Raw genomic sequence first — 18,754 nt, forward strand, 5'->3', positions numbered from 1 at the left:
CACCTACCCTGGGAGTTATCCGCGCATGTGCAACGAATTCGCCCCTACAGCTTGTTCCACGCATCCAGCGCCGCGATCTTGTAGGCCTCGGCCAGGGTCGGGTAGTTGAACACCGCATCGACGAAGAAATCGAGCTTGCCGTCATGGGCCAGCACCGCTTGGCCGATGTGGATGAGTTCGGTGGCGCCCTCACCGACGATGTGCACGCCAAGCAGACGGCGGTCTTCGAGCGACACCAAGAGTTTCAACAAGCCTTCACGCAAGCCAAGGATCTGGCCGCGCGAGGTTTCGCGAAAGCGCGCGATGCCGGTTTCGTAGGCGATACCGGCGGCGCGCAGTTCTTCCTCGGTCTTGCCCACCACGCTCATTTCCGGCACCGCGTAGATGCCGAACGGGAAGATGTCGTTGGTGGCCTTGGCCACGCCGTTGAAAGCATGGGCCGCGGCTTGGCGGCCCTGCTCCATGGAAGTCGAGGCCAGCGCCGGAAAGCCGATCACGTCGCCGGCCGCATAGATGTGCGGCACGGCAGTGGCAAAATTGGCATCGACTTCCAGGCGTCCGCGGCTGTCGGTGGTGAGACCGGCGTTCTCGAGCTTGAGCTTGTCGGTGTTGCTCACGCGCCCGGAGGCAAACAAGGCCATGTTGGCGCGGATGTGTTTGCCGCTGGCGAGATGCACGACGAGTTTCTTGTCGTCGATGACTTCCACCGACTGCACGGTTTCGCCGAGGCGCAGGCTCACGCCACGGTCGCGCAGGTGATGGGTGAATTCATCGACGATTTCACGATCGAGAAAACCGAGGATGTCGGTGCGCCCGTCGACCAGCGTCACGCCGATGTCGAGCGCACTCAGCATGGCCGCGTACTCGACGCCGATCACGCCGGCGCCGACCACCACCACGGTGCGCGGCAATTCCTTCATGTCGAGGATGTTGTCGCTGTCGACCACGTTGGGGCGGTCGAAGGGTATGCCCGGCGGCTGCACCGGCCGCGAGCCGGTGGCGATGAGGATCTTGTCGGCCTCGATGAGTTTCACCTCGTCGCTGCCGGTCTCGATGCGCAGCACGTGGGGCGCTTCGAACACCGCGTTGCCGGCGATGGTGTCGACGAAATTCCTGTGCAGCTTGTGCATCAGGATCTCGATTTCGTGGCGGATGGTGATGTCCAGGCGTTGCATCAGGTCTTCGGCGGTGATGCGCTCCTTGACCCGGTAGCTGCGCCCGTAGAAGCCGCGTTGACGCCAGCCGGACAGGTACAACACCGCCTCGCGCAAGGTCTTGCTGGGAATAGTGCCGGTATGCACGCAGGCGCCGCCGATGGAGAACGAACGCTCGATGAGCGCCACGGTGCGTCCGAGCTTGGCGGCCTGGATGGCGGCGCGCTGCCCTGCCGGTCCGCTGCCGATCACAACAAAATCGTACTTGGTCATGGTGTTCCTTTCAGCGACCGCGTCCCGCCGCCCGTTTTCCGCCCCTGCCACGGCTCGCACGCTCGCGCGCGCTTGTTTAAGCTAAAGCGGAGGGCGCCCTGCACGGGGCTTCACGAGTTGAGATCAACGGAAGATGCGCCGATAACTTGAGCGCGGACGTTCCGGCAGCGGCCCGCGCACGCACGCCCGAACGGTCCGGACCGCCCAACAGGAGAACCCTTGCGTGTCACAACGCCCCGTCGAACACATCTCCGAACCCCGCCTGCGCGCGACGCCGGCCGGCGACATCCTGCGCGCCCGCCTGGAGACGGTCATCAAGACCGCCGAGCAGGTGGTGTTCGGCAAGTCCAATGAAATCCGCCTGGCGCTGGCCTGCCTGCTGGCGCGCGGACACCTGTTGATTGAAGACCTGCCGGGCGTCGGCAAGACCACCCTTGCCCACCTGCTGGCGCGCCTTATGGGCGTCGAATTCCAGCGCATCCAGTTCACCAGCGACCTGCTGCCGGCCGATGTGCTGGGCGTCTATGTCTACGAGCGCGACGCCGCGCGCTTCACTTTTCATCCCGGCCCGATCTTCACCCACGTGGTGCTGGCCGACGAGATCAATCGCGCCACGCCGCGCGCCCAGAGCGCGCTGCTGGAAGCGATGGAAGAGCGGCAGGTGACGATAGAGAACGAGACCCATGCCTTGCCGCAACCGTTCTTCGTCATCGCCACGCAGAATCCCAGCGATCAGATAGGCACCTTCGCCTTGCCGGAATCGCAGCTCGATCGTTTTCTCATGTGCATTTCCCTGGGCTACCCCGACCGCCGCGCCGAGCGCGCGCTGTTGAAGGCGCCGGACCGGCGCGTGGCGCTGTCGGAGCTGGCGCCGGTGCTGTCGCGCCAGGAACTGCTCGAACTGCAGGACAAGGTCGACGGCGTGCACGTGAGCGATGCTCTGCTCGACTACGTGCAGGACCTGCTTGATTACAGCCGTCGCGCGCCGCAGTTCGGCTGCGGCCTGTCGCCGCGCGCCGGGCTCGCCCTGTTACGCGCGGCGCGCGCCTGGGCCTTGCTGGACGGCCGCCATCACGTGATGCCGGACGACATCCAGGCGGTGCTGGCGAGTGTCGCCGTGCATCGCCTGCGTCCGCTCGATACCTCGCGCAGCGTCGACGCGGCTTTCGTGCGCGAGCAACTCGCCAACGCCGTGCCCATTCCGTGAGCGTGGTCGCGGCGCCCGCCGCGCGGTCGCGTGAGCAGCGCCTGGACAGGCGGCGGGTCTACATCTTCCCGACCGCGAGCGGCGTCACCTTCGGCGCCATGCTGACCGTGATCCTGATCGGCGCCATCAACTACGACAACGCGCTCGGCTACCTGCTGGCCTTCCTGCTGTTCGGCCTCGTGATGGTGGCGATGCTGCACACCTATCGCAATCTCAACGGGCTGGTGTTCCATGGCGCGCGGGCGCTGCCGGTACATGCCGGCGAGGATGCCGGGTTCGAATGCCGCTTCGAGAATGTCTCTCCCTTGCCGCGCCTCGCGTTGCGCGTCGGGCCGTGGCCACGCGGCCTCGATCGCCAGGCGCGACGATTCATGTTGCGCGCCGAGCGCGGCATGGACATCGCGCCGCTGTCGAGCGACAGCGTCACCTTGGCGCGTCTCACCGACAGGCGCGGCTGGATGTCGCTCGGCCGGTTGCGCGTCGAAAGCGTGTATCCGCTCGGCATCCTGCGCACCTGGGCCTATTTCGAGTGCGACAGTCCGTGCCTCGTGTATCCCGCGCCGCGCGGTCATCTGCCGCTGCCCTACGCGCCCACCACCGCCAGCGGGCAGTCGGATCTGCATGGCGTCGGCAGCGGCGAGTTTGCCGGCCTGCGCCGCTATGCGCCCGGCGACCCGGTGCGCGCCATCGCCTGGAAGACCCTCGCGCAGGAACGCGAAGTGATGGTCAAACGCTTCCATGGTCAGGGCGCGATGCGGCTCACGCTGTCGTGGGCGGCGGTCAGCTCGGTGGCGGGCCTGGAGCCGCGCCTGTCGCAGCTGTGCCGCTGGGTGCTCGATGCCCATGCCGCCGGTCATAGCTATGCACTGGAGCTGCCTGGTGTGTTTTGCGCCCACGGCCGCGGGCGTGAACATCGCGACGCCTGCCTGCGTGCGCTCGCGCTGTACGAGGCGCCGGCGTGAATCCGGCCCCGATCAGCGCGCGCGAAGTCGCATGGGTGGCGGTGGTGCTGATGCTGGCGCTGCTGCCGCACATGCCGCGCTTCCCGTGGATCCTGAATTTCGGTTTCGTGCTGGCCTGCGGCTGGCGTTTTCTCGGCGCACGGGGAGTGTTGCCACTGCCCGATCGCGAGCATCGCCTGCTGTGGCTGTTGAAGCAGCTGCTGGCCATCACCGCCTTCGTCACCATTTACATCGCGTTTCGCGGCAAGCTCGGCCGCGACGCGGGTGTCGAACTGCTGGCCGCGCTGCTGGGCTTGAAGCTGCTGGAAATGCGCAGCCCACGGGATTATTTCGTGGTGACGTTTCTGTGCTACTTCCTGGTGGTCACCAATTTCTTCTACTCCCAGACCATCCCCACCGCGCTCTACATGCTGGGCGTGGTGGTGGCCGCGACCGCGGTGCTCATTCAATACAACACGCCGCCAGCGTGGCGCCAGCCGCGCGCGATGCTGCGCTTGTCAGCGCTGATGACCGCACAGGCGCTGCCCTTGATGCTGATTGCCTTCGTGTTGTTCCCGCGCATACCGGGGCCGCTGTGGGGCTTGCCGCAGGACGCCTTCGACGCGGTCACCGGCTTGAGCGACAGCATGACGGTGGGCGAGATCACACGCCTCGGCATGTCGAACGAGATTGCCTTTCGCGTGCAGTTCCACGGGCCCGAGCCACGCGCCCGCGCGCGTTACTGGCGCGGCCCGGTGCTGTGGCATAGCGACGGCCGCACCTGGCAGGTGGCGACCTTCAACGCGGCGCCGCCGCCGCTCGAACAGCATGGCCAACGCTATTTCTATACCGTGACCATGGAGCCCCATCGCAAGCACTGGCTGTTGGGGCTCGACGCGGTGACGGGCAAACCGCGCGATGTCATGCAGACCAGCGACTACGCGCTCAAGAGCCGCCAGCCGGTGCGCAAGCGCATGCGCTACGACCTCGACTCCGCCATCGAGTACCGCATGGCGGGCCTCGGCGATGCCGAGCGTCACGCTGCGCTGGAGCTGCCGCCTGGCCATCATGCGCGCGCGCGTGAACTGGCGGAAAGCTGGCGCGCCGCCAACAGCGACGCCGGCGCCGTCATCGAGCGCGCGTTGGCCTTCTACCGCGACCAGAAATTCGTCTACTCCTTGACGCCGCCGGCGCTGCCCGGCGACGCGGTCGATGATTTCCTGTTCGTGACCCACGAGGGCTTCTGCGAGCACTTCGCCTCGAGCTTCGTCATCCTCATGCGGGCGGCCGGCATTCCGGCGCGGGTCGTGACCGGCTACCAGGGCGGTGAATACAACGAAGTCGGTGAATACATGGTGGTGCGACAGCGCGACGCCCACGCCTGGGCCGAGGTCTATCTCGACGGGCAGGGCTGGGTGCGCGTCGACCCGACCGCCACCATCGCACCGAATCGCGTGTCGCTGGGTTTTGCCGACGCCAATGCGCGCGGCGCGCCGGGCAGCGGCTTTGCGCGCGACGCCTTCGGCGGCCGCGTGTGGACACGTCTGCGCGATTCCTTCGACGCCATCACCTATGGCTGGAATCAATGGGTGCTGGGTTACACCAGCGCGCAACAGCGCAACCTGTTCGAAGACCTCGGCTTCGAGGACCTCGACTACGGCTCACTGGTGATCGGTCTGACGCTGGCGCTCGCCCTGACCACCGGCGCGCTGGCCTTGATGATGTGGCGCGCCACGCGCAAACCGCTCGATCCGCTCGGCGCCGCCTACGCGTTGTTCTGCGCGCGACTCGCGCGCATCGGCTTCACGCGTGGTGCCAGCGAAGCGCCGCTCGCATTCGCCGAACGAGTCATCCGCTTGCGCGGCGATCTGGCCGACGAGGTGCGCGCCATCACGCGCCTGTATGGATTGCTGCGCTATGGGCGCGGCGGCGTGGACGTCAAAGCGCTACGGCGACGGGTGGCGAAGTTCAAACCGCGACGGCGGAGCTGAGGGACCATCGCCCTGCGTGCGGGGGAGACGAACTGACGGGAATCAAGACGCCTCGCCTGCGCCGGGTGGAGCATGGGACCATGCTCGCCCGAGATTGGACGGCGAGCGTGCGCGCTTCGTCGCTACCTACAAGAAGGAGAATCCACCATGCGCTACCCATCCGCACTCGTCGTCGCACTCGCGACTTTGTCCTTCGCGTCCGCCAGCCAGGCCGCCACCCTGCCGTTCGCCTCGACCTCCGATACCGCCGCGTGGCAGGTCGCGACCAATCTCAGCGATATCGATGGCGGCCCCTTTCCGACCAGTGGCTTCGTGACCGCCAGCCGCGTCGATGGGCGCGTCACCGAAGGCATCAACTGGTTGGCCAACAATACCAGCGGCAGCAACGGTGGCGTCGGCAACTGGACGCAGTTCGTGTTCCGCCAGTCTTTCGACCTGACCGGCTTCAATGCCGCGGATACCGAACTCGAGTTCCAATGGGCGGCGGATGACTCGGGCGAAATCATTGCCGACCGTGGCCATTGGGTACCGAAGTTCAGCCTCAACGGTGGCGCACTCGTGCCCTGGGGCACGGGCCCGACCTACAACTTCGGCCCGGTGGTGACTGTCAACAGCGGTTTTGTCGCCGGCCTCAATCACATCGACTTCTTCGTGCAGGGCAATGGCCAGACCGACGGTTTCGCGCTCAAGGCCTTGAGCCTCACCGCAAGCCCGGTGCCGGCGCCGGCCAGTGTCGGCTTGATGCTGGGCGGTGTGGCGGTGCTGACGGGGCTCAAGCGCAAACGCAATTGCTGACTTATGCCGTCAGGCTGAAGCCTGACCCACAAGGGAAAGGTGCGGCCGTGGGTCAGGCTTCAGCCTGACATGTTCGCGCCTATACCGCGACTTCGGACAACTCTTCGAAGCCCGCCGAGTAGAGGCGCGCATAGGCGCCGCCGGCGGCCAGCAGATCGCGGTGGCAGCCGCTTTCGATGATGCGGCCACCGTCCAGCACCACGATGCGATCGGCTTGTTCGATGGTCGACAGTCGATGCGCGACGATGAGGCTGGTGCGGCCTTTGCGCACCGTGTTGAGCGCCTCCTGCACCAGGCGCTCGGCTTCGTTGTCGAGCGCGGCGGTCGCTTCGTCGAGGATCAGGATCGGCGCGTCTTTGAGCAAGGCGCGCGCGATCGCCACGCGCTGGCGTTGTCCGCCCGACAGGCGCACGCCGTTCTCGCCGATCAAGGTATCCAGGCCCTGCGGCAGGCCGTCGGTGAAGGCGCTGACCTGCGCTTCGCGCGCCACGCGTTCCACCGCTTCGCGCGGCACCTGGCGCAGGGCACCGTAGGCGATGTTGTTGTACAGGGTGTCGTTGAACAGCACGATGTGCTGGCCGACGTAGGCGATGTGGCGGCGCAGGCTGGCGAGGGTGTATTCCTCGAGCGGCCGACCGTCAATCAACAGGCGTCCGCTGGTGAGCGGGTAGAAGCGCGGCACGAGATTGACCAGCGAAGTCTTGCCGCCGCCCGAGCGCCCCACCAGGGCCACGGTCTCGCCGGCCTTGATGTCGAGATTGATGTCATCGAGCGCGGTGCGTTCGCCATAGCGCAAGCTCACGTGTTCGAAACGGATGGCGCCTTCGAGCTTGGCGTCGTGCTGGCCCTGGTCGACTTCCGGCGTGACATCGACCAGCGCGAAAATCGAATCGGCGGCGGCGAGGCCGCGCTGCAGGAATTCGTTGACGCCGGCCAGGCGCTTGGTCGGCGGCAGCACCAGCGCGGTGGCGGTGACGAAGGCAATGAAGTCGCCGCGCGTCATGCTGCCGCTGGCGGCGGCGCGCACCGCCAGCACCACCATCAGCGCGATGCCGACCGACACGCACAACTGGATCAGCGGCACGATGGTGGCGCTGGACCCCACCACCTTCATGTGGAATTTGCGCGCGTCGTTGATGGCGCGGTCGAAGCGCTGGGTCTCGTAGTCGTAGCCGTCGAAGACCTTGACCTCGCGGTGGCCGCGCACCGATTCCTCGGTGACCTGGTTGATGGCGCCGACCGACTCCTGCAGGCGGCGGCTCATCTGCCGCATGCGCTGCGAGGCGCGCCGCACGATGAAGGCGATGGGCGCCGCGAACAGCACCAACAGCGCGGTCAGCTGCCAGTTGAGATAGAACAGGTAGCCGAACAGCACCGTGATGATGGCGGTGTCCTTGATCAGCACTTCGATGACGCGGGTCGCGGCCTGCGCCACCTGGGTCACGTCGAAGGTGAACTTCGAGATCAGCTCGCCGCTCGAGCGGCTGTCGAAGAAGCTCGCGGGCAGCCGCACCAGGGTCTTGAACATGGCCATGCGCAAGTCCGCGATGGTGCGCTGGGCGACCCACTGCAGGGCGAACATGTCGATGTAGTTGAGCAGGCCGCGGGCCGCGAACAGGGCCACCAGCAGGCCGCCCGTGATATAGGCGTTGCGCCCGTGGGCGATATCGAAATCTTTGTCGATCAGCGGTTTGAGCAGCGCCGGCAGCATCCACTCGGTGGCGGCCAGGGCCACCATGGCGGTAATCGCCCAGGCGAACTGGCGCCAGTAGGGGCGTACGAAGCCGAGCAGTCGATGATAGATCTCGCGGTCCGCGATGGTCCTCTGGCGCATCGCGCTAGTGTGCCCGCCAGCCACCTTTTTTGCATCCGCACATCGGCTCCGGCCAACGGTGGCTGGCCGCAGATTTCGCCCCTACAATACCGACGAGCCTGCATTTCGAACCATAAATACGACAGCCCATGTCCGAACTGCACCCCATCGTGGCCGTCACCGGTTCGTCCGGCGCCGGCACCAGCAGCGTCAAGACTGCCTTCGAGCGCATTTTCCAGCGCGAGGGCATCAATCCGGCCGTCATCGAGGGCGACAGCTTCCACCGCTACGATCGCAAGCAGATGTCCTGGGAGGTCGAGAAAGCCGCCCTGCAGGGCAAGACCCTCACCCACTTCGGCCCCGACGGCAACCTGCTCGGCGAGCTCGAAACCCTGTTCCGCGCCTACAGCGAGAACGGCAGCGGCAAGCGCCGCTACTACGTGCACACCAGCAAGGAATCGAAGCGCCTGGAGAGCAAGCCCGGCACTTTCACCGAGTGGCAACCGCTGCCGCGCGACACCGACCTGTTGTTCTACGAGGGGCTGCACGGCGGGTTCATCGGCGATGAGGCCAATATCGCGCGCTTCGTCGACCTGCTGGTCGGCGTGGTGCCGATCATCAACCTCGAATGGATCCAGAAAATCCATCGCGACCGCGCGGTACGCGGTTATTCGGCCGAGGCCGCGACCCAGATGATCCTGCGCCGCATGCCCGACTACGTGCACTACATCTGCCCGCAGTTCTCGCGCACCGACGTCAACTTCCAGCGCGTGCCGACCATCGACACCTCCAACCCCTTCACCGCCAGCGAGATCCCGACCAACGACGAAAGCATGGTGGTGGTGAAAATAGCCAACCGGCGCAAGATCAACCCGGATTACCGTTACCTGCTGGAAATGCTGCAGGGTTCGTTCATGTCGCGCCCGGATACCATCGTGGTGCCGGCGGGCAAGATGGTATTTGCCATGGAGTTGCTCCTGAACCCGGTCATCGAACGCATGATGGAGCGGCGCGACCGCGCGGTGAAGCAAAGCGCGGCCTAGCGGTTGCGAGGGATTCGAACGGCGCCGCCGAACGCGCGCGCCGCGATTGATATTGGACAGGTCAAACCCTTAAGGGGGCTCGCGATGCGCGCGATTCTGGTGCTGAACGCCAAAGGTGGCAGCGGCAAGACGACGGTGGCGACCAATCTCGCCGGTTATTACGCGGCCGAGGGCGCCAAGGTGGTGCTGGCGGATTACGACCCGCAGGGCTCGAGCATGGACTGGCTGCGTCAGCGCGGCGCCAATGCGGCGAAGATCGGCGCTGTGGACGCGGCGGCCGGCCCGCTGCGCGTGCCGCGCAGCACCGACGTCGTGATCATGGACGCGCCGGCCGGCACCCATGGCGACATCCTCGCCGTCTTGTTGCGCAAGGCGCACACCGCCATCGTGCCGGTGGTGCCCTCGCCAGTCGACATTCGCGCCGCCCAGCGATTCTTTGGCGAGCTGCGCGAAGTGCGGCCGCTGGTGGAGAACGACGTCAAGATCTGCACGATCGCGAGCCGGGTGCGCGATGGCGCCCGCACCTCGGACGACCTCGAGGACTTCCTCATGGATCAGAAACTGCCGTCCGGACGGCGCTTTCCGTTCCTGACCTGGCTGCGCTTGAGCGCCGCCTATCTCAAGGCCGCCGAGAAAGGCCTGTCGATCTTCGAGATGCCGCCCTCCCAGAGCGCGGTCGACCGCGAATACTGGATGCCCCTGCTGAAATGGCTGGCAAGCCCGCGCAGCATGCCCGACGCGTGAGGCCGTCGCGCGGCAGCGGTTGAAATCCCGCACCGGGGGGACGGAAACCTGCTCGACGTCGATGGGGGTTTTATTTTGTACTTTTTAGTACATAATGAAACCACCCCATCACCGAGACGCCGCCATGCAACTGTACTTCTCGCCGTTTGCCTGTTCCCTCGCAAGCCATATCACCGCCCGCGAGGCCGGTCTCCCCATCGACCTCTGCCGTCACGCTCGCCACCAAGCGTACTGCCGACGGCGGCGATTTCCTGACCGTCACGCCCAAGGGCCAGGTGCCGGCGCTGCGCCTGGACAGCGGAACGGTGCTGACCGAAGGCCCTTCCGTCCTGCAATACCTGGCCGACGCCGCGCCCGCCGCGGGCCTGTTGCCGGCACCCGGCAGCGAACAGCGCTACCGGGTCGTCGAGTGGGTAAACTACGTCGGCACCGAGGTGCACAAGCTGTGCTTCTACCTGATGTTCGCACCCGATTCGCCGGCCGAGGCCAAGGCCTGGGGTCGTTCACTGCTGGACAGGAAGCTGGCCTATGTCGACGGCCAACTGGCAGGGCGCCAGTTCCTGGTCGGCGAGCGCTTCACCATCGCCGATGCCTACCTGACCTGGGCGCTGACGCTGTGCGCCAAGATAGGCGTCGGTCTCGACGCCTACCCGGCGGTGGGCGCCTACCTGTCGGCCATGCACGCGCGCCCCGCGGTGCAGGCGGCGATCGCGGCGGAAGCTGCCGCCGCGCAGCAGGCCGCGTAAGCCTGGCGGCCGCGCCCAACGCCGGGCGCGGCCACCGCCTGCCGGCGCAGCAGCGAAAGCCGGTTAAGATGCCACCATGTGCCGCCGCCTGAACGCTCGCCCACCGAACTCGCATGTCTCCACCCCGCGGTAGGCCCCGCCAGTTCGAGCACGGCGCGGTGCTGCTGCGCGCACTCGAAGTGTTCTGGCGGCAAGGCTTTGCGGCCACCACCATGGACAACCTGGCGGCGGCCATGGGGCTCAACAAGCCCAGTCTCTACAACGCCTACGGCGACAAGCAGGCCATCTACCGCCAGGCGCTGGCGGCCTTCATCGCCCAGGTCGAACAGGAGGTCGGCGCCGCCCTCGCCAGCAGCGGCGAGCTGCGCGAAGCGCTGCAAGCCTTCTTCGATGGCGCACTGGCCGTGTATTGCGCCCATGACCCACCCCTGGGCTGTTTCGCCATCTGCACCGCCACCGCCGAAGCCGTCGCCCATGGGGAAATCCAGCGCGACCTGGCCGGCGTCATCGCCGGTCTGGATGGCATGTTGGCCGCACGTTTCAGCGCCGCGCTCGACGCCGGGCAGATCAAACCGACGCCCACCCCGCGTGACCGCGCGCGCTTGACCCAGGCGGTGCTGCACAGCCTGGCGGTGCGTTCGCGTGCGGGGGAGTCGCGGGACAGCTTGCGCGAATTGGCGACCCAGGCCATCGCCATGGTGTGTGGTGACTGAGGGCGCGAGTTCATTCGCGCCGTCAGCGACGTTCAATCTTTCCTGGGCTGCAACTGTTCGAGCGAATAGGTGCCGGCGCTCGGCTCGAGTTCTATTTCGAACACTTCCATCACGCGCGCCGCCAGGCCATAGAAGGCGGCGGCCAAGGTCAACTCCACCAGTTGTCGTGGCGGCAACAGGGCCGCGAGCGCCTGGAACGTCGCATCGGACACCCGCACCTTGGTCGTCAACTCGTCGGTGAAGGCCAGCGTCTTGTTCTCGAGATCGTTGAACGCCGCCGCGCCCGCGCCCTCGGCGATGGCCGCAACCTGCGCATCGCTCGCCCCGCACTGCTTCGCGATCGGGACGTGTTGCGTCCACTCGTAGTGCGCGCCGGTCAGATGCGCGACGCGCAGGATCGCCAGCTCGCGCAGTTTGCCGTCCAGCGACTGCCCGCTGAGGATGGACGAGCCCATGGCCAGGAACGGAATGAAATTACCTTGCGCATGGGACAGGATGCGCAGGATGTTGAGCGGCGGCAGTTGCGCCAGCCGCGTGCGCACTTTGTCGTCGAGCTCGGCGGGATCGGGATAGGGAATGCGCGCCACGGAACCTCCTCGTCGGTGTCATGGAGGGCAGACGATACTGCGCTCGAGCCGACGGTAACGCGCGACCGCGAAGCGGTCAAACCACGCGCGTGCGTGTCAGCGACGCGGCGCCCAACGATAGACGCGCGTGAGGCTGCCGCCCATCAAGGCCGCGCGCTCGCTGCTCGACAGTCCCAGCGCATCACGAAACATGTCGACGCCTTGCGCATAGGTGACGAAGGCCGTGGCGCGCGTCCAGTCCGTGCCCCACAGGCAACGCTCGAAGCCGTAAGCATCGAACAGGCGTTTCAAGGGCGCATGGATGTCGGCATAGGGATAGGGCTGATGCGACAAGGTGCAGGCGCCCGTGATCTTGATGACGACATTGTCGAGGCGCGCCAGTGCCAACACTTCATCCAGCGCGGCGAACGGCGCGGCCGGTGGCGGTGGCGTGAACGCCTGGCGCAGCCCGCAGTGATCGAGCACCAGCTGGGTGTCGGGATGCGCGCGCGCCAGGGTGGCGAAGAGGTGGAGTCGCTCCCAGGCGAGGATATTGATCGGCAGCGCGTGTCGGGCGCCGGCCTTGAGGATGCGCGACAGCCCCGGATCCTTTTCATCGATGACATGGTCGTGCCACAGCACGATGCGCGCGCCGACCGCCCCGGGCGTACGCGCCCATTGGGCGATCTCCTCTTCAATCGCGGGCGAGGCCGGATCGAAAGGCTTGATGAGCCCGAAGCGGTCGCCGTGCCTGGCATGCACCTCGAGCGCATAGCTCGCGTCGAAGCGATACAAACTCCACGGCGAGATCAACAGCGCGCCGTCGACGCCCACCGCGTCCATGGCCGCCACCATGTCGTCGCCCGTGACTTCATCCGGACCGTGCAGATGGCCGACCCAGGGTCGCGCCGCGTGGTTGCGCTGGTAGGCGTGGACCTGGGCGTCGATGACGAGAGAGTCGTGGGACATCGGGATCCTTGCCGGTGGTATGGGCCAGAATTCAGTCTGACATTCGAACGACGAAAGGTGGCGTCAGGCTGAAGCCCGACCCACAAAGGCACGCTCAGCTCGTCGCCAACTCCAGGCCCTGCTTGCGATAGCGCTGCGCGGCCTCGGCATCACCGGCGCCGTCGGCGACTTCGGCCAGCAGGCGATAGAACAGCGGCAGGGGATGATCGCGCACCAGTTGTTCGAGCTGGCTGCGCGCCGGACCCCACAGCTGCGAGCGCATGGCGAGCCGCGCGCGCGCCAGGCGCAAACCGGCATCGGCGTCGTGGCGCTGCGCCCACTGTTCGACGCGCCGCAGCTGGCGGGCTGCCGGCTCGCAGTGGATTTCGCCGTAGAGCGCGGCCAGGTCGCTGTGCCAGCTGTGATCGAGATGGCGCGCGAGCAGACGTTCGGCTTCATCATCGCGCCCGACGCGCATCAGCGCGCGCACATGGGCCGCCAGCACTTCGGGCGTGGCGCGCAGCGACTTCGAGAAACCTTCCCACAGCGTGGTCAAGGCCGCGGCGTCGAGTTGCGCGTCAGCGAGCACCGCCACCGCGCATTGTCTTTCCAGGGCGTCGGCCTGGTCATGGCTCATCACCCGGTCGCGACGCAGCGCCGGCAACAGGCGCAGCACGGCGGCATGCTCGCCGCGCTGACGGGCGAGTTTCAACTCCAGCGCCAACAGCGCCGGACTCTGCGGCTGGCTGTGCTTGAGCTGCTGGAGCAGCGCCGCGGCCTCGTCGGTGTGCGCCTGATCCAAGAGCCATCCCGCGCGCTGCATGTCGAGGCTGACGCTCGCTTCCGGTTTCAGGTCGCGCGCCAGGCGCAGGTAATTGTCACGGCGTCCGTTGGCGCTCTGCGCCTGCGCGGCCTCGGCGGCGGCAAGGTAATGCACTTCCGGTTGCGCCTGGTCGTCGGCGCCGAGGCTGAACAGGCGCTCGGCGCGCGCGTGATCGCCGGCCGCGCGCGCCAGCAGGCCGTCGGCGAGCGAACGATAGGCACGACGCCGACGATAATCGCCCGACCAGCGTCCGAAGCGTCCGCGCAGGGCGAAAAGATGCGCCATGAGGCGCAGACCGATGTACAGCGCCAGCACGCTGCCGAGCACCGCGATCACGAAGAACGCGAAGGTCGTGCGGATGACCTTGCCGCCGATGCCGATGACCATGAAGCCCGGATCGACGGCGATGAAATGACCGGCCAGCACGGCCGCCATCAAGGCCACCAGCACCACCAGGACCAGGCGCACCATCATGGCTGGGCGGAGGGCTCCGTCGGCGTCGACTGCGCGGTTTCGGCGGGCGCGGGTGCGGGCGTGGCCGGCGTGACGGGCGCGACACGCAGCGCTTCGCGCGCGGCGCGCACCGCGTCGAGGCTGGCGTTGACGTCGGGCAGCTTGGGCGCGAGTTCGATGTTGCGCACATCGGTCAGCATCTGCGCCAGCGCCTTCACGCCGGCATCGTCGGCGTCGTAGTAGCGCGACACGGCGTCCTGCACGATCTCCACCGCCACGCGGTAGTTGGTGGTGTCCCGTTCGAGGATGGCGAGGCGCGCGCTCGACAGTTCGAGTTTCAGGTTCTGTTCGACGAAGTGGCGCAGCTTGGGATCGAACAGCACGCTGTCCGGCAGTTCGTCGTCCTTGATCTGGACCAGGCTCATGAGGTCGTCCCACATGGCCTGCAACACGCCGCGCCAGTTGTCGGGCGTGACGCGCTGTTCCCGGCTGTGCTTGAACGACGTATCGACCTCGGCGATCGCCTTGGTGGGCAGGCGGTCGGCCTTGCGGATCTGCGCGGCGAATTTCAGCGACAGCCCTTCGATGTCGGGCTCGGCCACCGCCGCCAAGGCCTGCAGGTCGCGCGCCAGCTGTTCGCGCAGCGGCGCGAGCGCCGGATGCTCGGCGCCGCGCAAACGCTCGTCCGCGGCCGCGAGCGCCGCCCGCGCACTGGCGACGTCATGCGCGAGCGCCAGGCGCTGGCTGGCGGTCAGCACCAGGTATTCGCATTCGGCCAGCACCCAGTCGAGGGCATGATCGCCACGCTGCGCGGCGAGTTCGTTCACGGACCGGCTCAAAGCCTGGTTGTCACGACGCAAGGTTTCGATAGCGGCCAGCGTGTCGCCGTGATTGTTCTCGAGCTTGGCGAGGCGCTGGTCCGCGTCGCTCACGCGCCTCGCCAGTTCGTCGCGCTCGGCGCCGACATCGTCGAGACGTGCGCGCAGCGCGGCGGCGCCCGGCTCGGCGACGAAGCGCGTCCAGTAATATCCGCCGGCCGCCAGCGCCACGGTCAGGATCAGGGCCAGCAGCGCGAGCTTGCCACCGCGCGCGGGCGCGGCTTGCGGCGCGGCGGCCGCCGGGGGCGGGGTATCGCTCATGCTTCGTCGTTGGCCCAGTGGATGAGACGTTTCAAGATGCTGTCGTCGGACGGATTCTCGACCACCAGCGCGCGATGCGTGAAACCACGCGCTTCGACTTCCTGGCCGACGCGCGCGCCGACCACCAGCATCTGCATGTCGAACAACTGGTCGATGCCTTCGTCTTCGATTTTCTCTACCAGGTTGTCGAGCACCTCGATGCTGGTGGCAAGACCGATGTCCGGCACTTTCACCGCGCTCTTCTTGAGGGTCGAACCCAACACCAGCGGCGGCTTGCTGCGCTCGTAGCATTCGCAATAGACGACATCGGCATTGCGCCGCTCGAGGGTCTTGGCCAGGTACTCGCGCCCGCCGACGCCGCGGAAGATGACGATACGCTTGTCCTTGATCTTGGCCTCGGACAGGCCGTCGAGTCGCAACAGCCCTTCGGAGCTGAATTCGCTGGCGGGCGTGATGACGTTCTTGACGCCGAGATTCTTCAGGCACGCGGCGGTGCCGAGTCCGACCGCGAACACCGCCATGCCGTCCAGCGACTGCCCTTCTTCCTTGATCAGGGCCACGCCAAATTCGGCGGCGTTGCGACTGACGAAGATCACGATGTCGAAGCTGGCGAGCTCACGAGCCACGGCGCCCGCCACGGAGCCGTCGTGCAAGCCGGTAATCACGATCATGGGCGCGCGTATGGCGGTGCCGCCGGCGCCTTCGATGGCGCGCGCCAGGCTCTCGGCCTGTTCGGCCGGGCGCGTCACCAGCACCGAGATTCCGTCCAATGCGTCGTCTTGTGTCTGCATTTTGGGATTAACTCTGTTCGTGCAATCGACGCAGGATGCGATCCGCTCCCGCGGCCAGCAAAGCCTGGCCCAATTCATCACCAACACGTTCGGCCTCGGCGACGAGGCCGCTGGCAGTTTGCCGGACGATGTCGTCGCCGTCGACCGCGGCAACCAGGCCACGCAAGGTCAATTGTCCGTCATGCAATTGCGCATGCCCCGCCACCGGCACCGTGCAGCTGCCGCCGAGGCGCGCATTCATGGCGCGCTCGGCATGCACACAGCTGGCGGTCGCGGCATCGTGCAATGGTGCAACCAGGCTTTCAATATCAACATCACCACGCCGGCATTCGATACCGATGGCGCCTTGGCCGACCGCTGGCAGCATGTCGCTGACGTCGAACGCGCGAGCAGTGTCGCCATACAGGCCGAGACGCTTGAGGCCGGCCGCGGCCAGCACGATGGCATCGTATTCGCCGCGTGCCAGGCGACCGAGTCGCGTCGGCACGTTGCCACGCAAATCGAGCAGCTTGAGGTCGGGCCGCAAGGCGAGGATCTGACTGCGACGGCGCAGGCTCGACGTACCGACCCGGCAGCCCGGCGGCAAGGCGTCGAGGCGCCGCGCGTCGGCGCTCAGCAATACGTCGCGCGGGTCTTCACGGCCGAGGATGGCGGCGATGTAAAGCTCGTCGGGCAATTCGAACGGCACATCCTTCATCGAATGCACGGCGAGATCGGCACGACCTTCCATCATCGCCACCTCGAGCTCCTTGATGAACAGGCCCTTGCCGCCGATCAGCGCCAGCGGCCTGTCGAGAATGCGGTCACCGGTGGTGGTGATGGGCACCAGCTCGGTGGCGAGTCCCGGCCACGCGGCTTCCAGCGCGGCCGCGACATGACGACTCTGCCACATCGCCAGTTCGCTGGCGCGCGTGGCGATGCGCACCAGGGCGCGCGCGGGACGCGGAGTATCGAAACGGGTCATGGCTAGCTGCGCTTGCTCGAACGCTGGTTGTGGGCGGCAATGCTAACGAGCGCGCCCTTGAAAAACTACTGCGCGAAGCGCCCGGCGCCGGGCCATGCGGCGCGGCCTTGCGCGCCGTCAAGCAGCGAGCCCCCGGACGGGGAGGTCGGGTGTGATAAGGTGTGTGTTGACCATTCCATAGTTAGAGGGTGTGCGCATGTCACGGCGTCTTGGCGTCATCATGGATCCGATAGACGCGATCAAGCCCAAGAAGGACACCACGCTCGCGCTGCTGCTCGCAGCCGCCCGTCACGGCTATGAACTCTATTACATGGAGATGTCCGACCTGAGTCTGCGCGACGGTCGCGCCTGCGCGCGCACGCGACGGCTCAAGGTCCATAACGACCTCGAGCACTGGTACGACTTCGACGGGCCGCGCAGCGAGGAGCCGATGCCGCTGGCCACGCTCGACGTGGTGCTGATGCGCAAGGACCCGCCCTTCGACATGGAATTCGTGTTCGCCACCTACATGCTCGAACGCGCGCAGGCCGAGGGTGCGCTGGTGGTGAACGATCCGCGCTCCATTCGCGACGCCAGCGAAAAGCTCTTCACCGCGTGGTTTTCCGATGTGTGTCCGCCGACGCTGGTGACACGCAACATGGACGAGCTGCGCGCCTTTCAGCGCGAACATGGCGACATCGTGGTCAAGCCGCTGGACGGCATGGGCGGCGCGTCGGTGTTTCGCGTGCGGCCCGATGACGGCAACGCCAGCGTCATTTTTGAAACGATCACGGCGCTCGAGCAGCGCTACTGCATGGCGCAGCGCTACCTGCCGGCGATCCTCGACGGCGACAAGCGCATCCTGGTGGTGGACGGCGTGCCGCTGCCCTACGCCTTGGCGCGCATCCCGGCCAGCGGCGAGCTGCGCGGCAACCTCGCCGCCGGCGGACGCGGCGTGCCGCAACCCTTGTCGGCGTCCGATCGCGCGATCGCCGAAAGGGTCGCGCCGGAATTGAAAAAGCGCGGCCTCATCTTCGTCGGCCTCGACGTGATCGGCGATCGGCTGACGGAAATCAACGTCACCAGTCCGACCTGCGCACGCGAGATCGAGGCGGTCTACGACATCGACGTCGGCGGCCTCTTGATGCAGGCCATCGACAGCCGCCTCGCCGCGCGCGGCTGACGAGCGCGACGGGGTCCGCCCACGCGTCGCACTATCGACATGAGCGAGGCGCTGCTCGAACCGCCGGTGCGGAGCGACGACCGGCTGCTGCTGACCATCGTGATCGCGGCGGCGGTGCACGTGATGGTGGTGCTGGGCGTGCGCTTGCCGCCCGACGCGCCGGTCAAGTCGCGGTTCTCGGCCATGGAAGTGGTGCTGGTACCGGCCGCCGTGCCTGGCGCGCCGGTGGCCACCAACGCCGCGCTGACGCCGGCCGCCGAAAACCAGGACGAACCGCCGCTGCTGCCCATGCCGCCGGTGGAAAAGCCCGAAATCAAAGCCGCGCCGGCGCCCGTGATCGCGCCCGTCAGGCCCGCGCCGACGCCGCGGGTCGCGGCCCGGCCCGCGCCAAAAGCAACGCCCAAGCCACGCCGGCGCCGCCCGCGGCAGCCACCGCGCCGCCGGCCGCCGAGGCCGCGCCGGCGCGGCCTCGGGTAGCGGCGATGCGC

17 protein-coding genes and 1 pseudogene are annotated in these 18,754 nt (G+C 67.0%); 10 read left to right on the forward strand and 8 right to left on the reverse strand.

The genetic code is table 11. The annotated features are described in order from the left end of the window. Positions 1-44: 44 nt before the first annotated feature. The gene (gene sthA, locus IPM80_14045) at positions 45-1,427 is read right to left on the reverse strand and encodes a Si-specific NAD(P)(+) transhydrogenase (protein ID MBK8959513.1); all 1,383 of its coding nucleotides are present in this window, start codon (positions 1,425-1,427) and stop codon (positions 45-47) included. A 289-nt stretch (positions 1,428-1,716) separates the two neighbouring features. Here sthA and IPM80_14050 point away from each other — a divergent pair, with 289 nt between their 5' ends. The 4 genes from IPM80_14050 to IPM80_14065 all read left to right on the forward strand — a co-directional run bounded on the left by IPM80_14050 (position 1,717) and on the right by IPM80_14065 (position 6,361). Next, complete coding sequence (locus IPM80_14050; GenBank protein ID MBK8959514.1) at positions 1,717-2,634, forward strand: AAA family ATPase; 918 nt, start codon at positions 1,717-1,719, stop codon at positions 2,632-2,634. Further along, positions 2,631-3,596 carry a DUF58 domain-containing protein gene (locus IPM80_14055; GenBank protein MBK8959515.1) on the forward strand — a complete coding sequence of 322 codons (966 nt, stop codon included), beginning with the start codon at positions 2,631-2,633 and terminating at the stop codon, positions 3,594-3,596. The genes IPM80_14050 and IPM80_14055 overlap by 4 nt, the downstream gene beginning before the upstream one ends. After that, positions 3,593-5,566: a DUF3488 domain-containing transglutaminase family protein gene (locus tag IPM80_14060; protein MBK8959516.1), complete on the forward strand. Its 1,974-nt coding sequence runs from the start codon at positions 3,593-3,595 to the stop codon at positions 5,564-5,566. The genes IPM80_14055 and IPM80_14060 overlap by 4 nt, the downstream gene beginning before the upstream one ends. A 147-nt stretch (positions 5,567-5,713) precedes the next feature. Next, positions 5,714-6,361, forward strand: coding sequence for a VPLPA-CTERM sorting domain-containing protein (locus IPM80_14065; GenBank protein ID MBK8959517.1), 648 nt, complete (start codon positions 5,714-5,716; stop codon positions 6,359-6,361). Between the two features lie 79 nt (positions 6,362-6,440). Here the strand turns inward: IPM80_14065 and msbA are convergent, their stop codons facing one another. Next, on the reverse strand, positions 6,441-8,195 hold the full coding sequence (msbA, locus tag IPM80_14070; GenBank protein ID MBK8959518.1) for a lipid A export permease/ATP-binding protein MsbA: 1,755 nt from the start codon (positions 8,193-8,195) through the stop codon (positions 6,441-6,443). 128 nt (positions 8,196-8,323) lie between these two features. Between msbA and IPM80_14075 the strand changes: the two genes are divergently transcribed. The 4 genes and pseudogenes from IPM80_14075 to IPM80_14090 all read left to right on the forward strand — a co-directional run bounded on the left by IPM80_14075 (position 8,324) and on the right by IPM80_14090 (position 11,420). Next, on the forward strand, positions 8,324-9,217 hold the full coding sequence (locus tag IPM80_14075; protein ID MBK8959519.1) for a phosphoribulokinase: 894 nt from the start codon (positions 8,324-8,326) through the stop codon (positions 9,215-9,217). Positions 9,218-9,301: 84 nt separating this feature from the next. After that, positions 9,302-9,961, forward strand: a complete 660-nt coding sequence (locus IPM80_14080) for an AAA family ATPase (protein MBK8959520.1) — start codon at positions 9,302-9,304, stop codon at positions 9,959-9,961. A gap of 124 nt (positions 9,962-10,085) precedes the next feature. Continuing rightward, positions 10,086-10,707 (forward strand): annotated as a pseudogene (gstA, locus tag IPM80_14085) (glutathione transferase GstA). A gap of 113 nt (positions 10,708-10,820) precedes the next feature. Further along, the gene (locus IPM80_14090) at positions 10,821-11,420 is read left to right on the forward strand and encodes a TetR/AcrR family transcriptional regulator (GenBank protein MBK8959521.1); all 600 of its coding nucleotides are present in this window, start codon (positions 10,821-10,823) and stop codon (positions 11,418-11,420) included. A 32-nt stretch (positions 11,421-11,452) separates the two neighbouring features. On the opposite strand, the gene IPM80_14095 is transcribed toward IPM80_14090, so the two are convergent. The 6 genes from IPM80_14095 to hemC form a co-directional block, all read right to left on the reverse strand. Further along, positions 11,453-12,007: a carboxymuconolactone decarboxylase family protein gene (locus tag IPM80_14095; GenBank protein ID MBK8959522.1), complete on the reverse strand. Its 555-nt coding sequence runs from the start codon at positions 12,005-12,007 to the stop codon at positions 11,453-11,455. Between the two features lie 96 nt (positions 12,008-12,103). Then, positions 12,104-12,955, reverse strand: a complete 852-nt coding sequence (locus IPM80_14100; protein ID MBK8959523.1) for an amidohydrolase family protein — start codon at positions 12,953-12,955, stop codon at positions 12,104-12,106. A gap of 94 nt (positions 12,956-13,049) precedes the next feature. Continuing rightward, positions 13,050-14,231, reverse strand: coding sequence for a hypothetical protein (locus tag IPM80_14105; protein ID MBK8959524.1), 1,182 nt, complete (start codon positions 14,229-14,231; stop codon positions 13,050-13,052). Beyond that, on the reverse strand, positions 14,228-15,349 hold the full coding sequence (locus IPM80_14110) for a uroporphyrinogen-III C-methyltransferase (protein MBK8959525.1): 1,122 nt from the start codon (positions 15,347-15,349) through the stop codon (positions 14,228-14,230). The genes IPM80_14105 and IPM80_14110 overlap by 4 nt, the downstream gene beginning before the upstream one ends. Continuing rightward, positions 15,346-16,140, reverse strand: a complete 795-nt coding sequence (locus IPM80_14115) for a uroporphyrinogen-III synthase (GenBank protein ID MBK8959526.1) — start codon at positions 16,138-16,140, stop codon at positions 15,346-15,348. The genes IPM80_14110 and IPM80_14115 overlap by 4 nt, the downstream gene beginning before the upstream one ends. A 7-nt stretch (positions 16,141-16,147) precedes the next feature. Next, the gene (hemC, locus tag IPM80_14120) at positions 16,148-17,104 is read right to left on the reverse strand and encodes a hydroxymethylbilane synthase (protein MBK8959527.1); all 957 of its coding nucleotides are present in this window, start codon (positions 17,102-17,104) and stop codon (positions 16,148-16,150) included. 196 nt (positions 17,105-17,300) lie between these two features. Between hemC and gshB the strand changes: the two genes are divergently transcribed. Further along, the gene (gene gshB / locus IPM80_14125; GenBank protein MBK8959528.1) at positions 17,301-18,266 is read left to right on the forward strand and encodes a glutathione synthase; all 966 of its coding nucleotides are present in this window, start codon (positions 17,301-17,303) and stop codon (positions 18,264-18,266) included. A 39-nt stretch (positions 18,267-18,305) separates the two neighbouring features. Next, positions 18,306-18,743 carry a hypothetical protein gene (locus tag IPM80_14130; GenBank protein ID MBK8959529.1) on the forward strand — a complete coding sequence of 146 codons (438 nt, stop codon included), beginning with the start codon at positions 18,306-18,308 and terminating at the stop codon, positions 18,741-18,743. The last annotated feature ends 11 nt before the right edge of the window (positions 18,744-18,754 follow it).

This window comes from Pseudomonadota bacterium (genome assembly GCA_016719885.1).
Lineage (GTDB): Bacteria > Pseudomonadota > Gammaproteobacteria.

What these genes read in the sequence shown, in the direction of transcription:
- sthA (MBK8959513.1), bottom strand. Translation starts at nt 1,427, where the DNA reads ATGACCAAGTACGATTTTGTTGTGATCGGCAGCGGACCGGCAGGGCAG.
- IPM80_14065 (MBK8959517.1), top strand. Translation starts at nt 5,714, where the DNA reads ATGCGCTACCCATCCGCACTCGTCGTCGCACTCGCGACTTTGTCCTTC.
- msbA (MBK8959518.1), bottom strand. Translation starts at nt 8,195, where the DNA reads ATGCGCCAGAGGACCATCGCGGACCGCGAGATCTATCATCGACTGCTC.
- IPM80_14075 (MBK8959519.1), top strand. Translation starts at nt 8,324, where the DNA reads ATGTCCGAACTGCACCCCATCGTGGCCGTCACCGGTTCGTCCGGCGCC.
- IPM80_14080 (MBK8959520.1), top strand. Translation starts at nt 9,302, where the DNA reads ATGCGCGCGATTCTGGTGCTGAACGCCAAAGGTGGCAGCGGCAAGACG.
- IPM80_14090 (MBK8959521.1), top strand. Translation starts at nt 10,821, where the DNA reads ATGTCTCCACCCCGCGGTAGGCCCCGCCAGTTCGAGCACGGCGCGGTG.
- IPM80_14100 (MBK8959523.1), bottom strand. Translation starts at nt 12,955, where the DNA reads ATGTCCCACGACTCTCTCGTCATCGACGCCCAGGTCCACGCCTACCAG.
- IPM80_14105 (MBK8959524.1), bottom strand. Translation starts at nt 14,231, where the DNA reads ATGATGGTGCGCCTGGTCCTGGTGGTGCTGGTGGCCTTGATGGCGGCC.
- IPM80_14110 (MBK8959525.1), bottom strand. Translation starts at nt 15,349, where the DNA reads ATGAGCGATACCCCGCCCCCGGCGGCCGCCGCGCCGCAAGCCGCGCCC.
- IPM80_14115 (MBK8959526.1), bottom strand. Translation starts at nt 16,140, where the DNA reads ATGCAGACACAAGACGACGCATTGGACGGAATCTCGGTGCTGGTGACG.
- hemC (MBK8959527.1), bottom strand. Translation starts at nt 17,104, where the DNA reads ATGACCCGTTTCGATACTCCGCGTCCCGCGCGCGCCCTGGTGCGCATC.
- gshB (MBK8959528.1), top strand. Translation starts at nt 17,301, where the DNA reads ATGTCACGGCGTCTTGGCGTCATCATGGATCCGATAGACGCGATCAAG.
- IPM80_14130 (MBK8959529.1), top strand. Translation starts at nt 18,306, where the DNA reads ATGAGCGAGGCGCTGCTCGAACCGCCGGTGCGGAGCGACGACCGGCTG.